Source organism: Desulfocicer niacini (genome assembly GCF_054657595.1).
The window spans coordinates 1-433 of the sequence record NZ_BAAHYK010000186.1; the positions used below are offsets into that span (position 1 = coordinate 1).

Annotated in this window: 1 protein-coding gene; it reads left to right on the top strand. The window is 49.9% G+C overall.

Annotated features, from left to right (window positions below):
* Positions 1-14: 14 nt before the first annotated feature.
* A partial coding sequence (locus ACYQ2M_RS25305) for a succinate dehydrogenase/fumarate reductase transmembrane subunit (protein ID WP_459919179.1) occupies positions 15-433 on the top strand: 419 nt, incomplete at its 3' end.

A 433-nucleotide genomic window follows, 5' to 3' on the forward strand; every position in this document is an offset into this window, starting at 1 on the left:
ATCAAGGAGGATGAATGGAACGCTTGATAGAGAATGACAAGGTAAAAAAGAGTCGGATACCGGCACGGCTGGATCTGGCCCAGAGCGGCACCGGCCTGGTGCTGGGGCTTTTCATGTGGGTACACATGATGCTTGTGGGCAGTATTCTGCTGGGCAAGGGCTCCTTTAATTTTGTGGCAAAATTCATGGAGCTGTCTTTTCTTTCAGACACGGGCCATGGGTATCCCGCCGCCGTATTTTTTGCCGTTTTGGGGGTATTTACCCTGTTTATTATCCATGCCCTTCTGGGGGTGAGAAAATTTCCCATCTCCTGGAAACAGCATGCCATACTCCGTCAGCAGATGGGGATGATGAAACACGACGACACCAATCTTTGGTACATCCAGGTGGTGACGGCTTTTATCATGTTTTTCCTGGGGTCTGTGCATCTGTT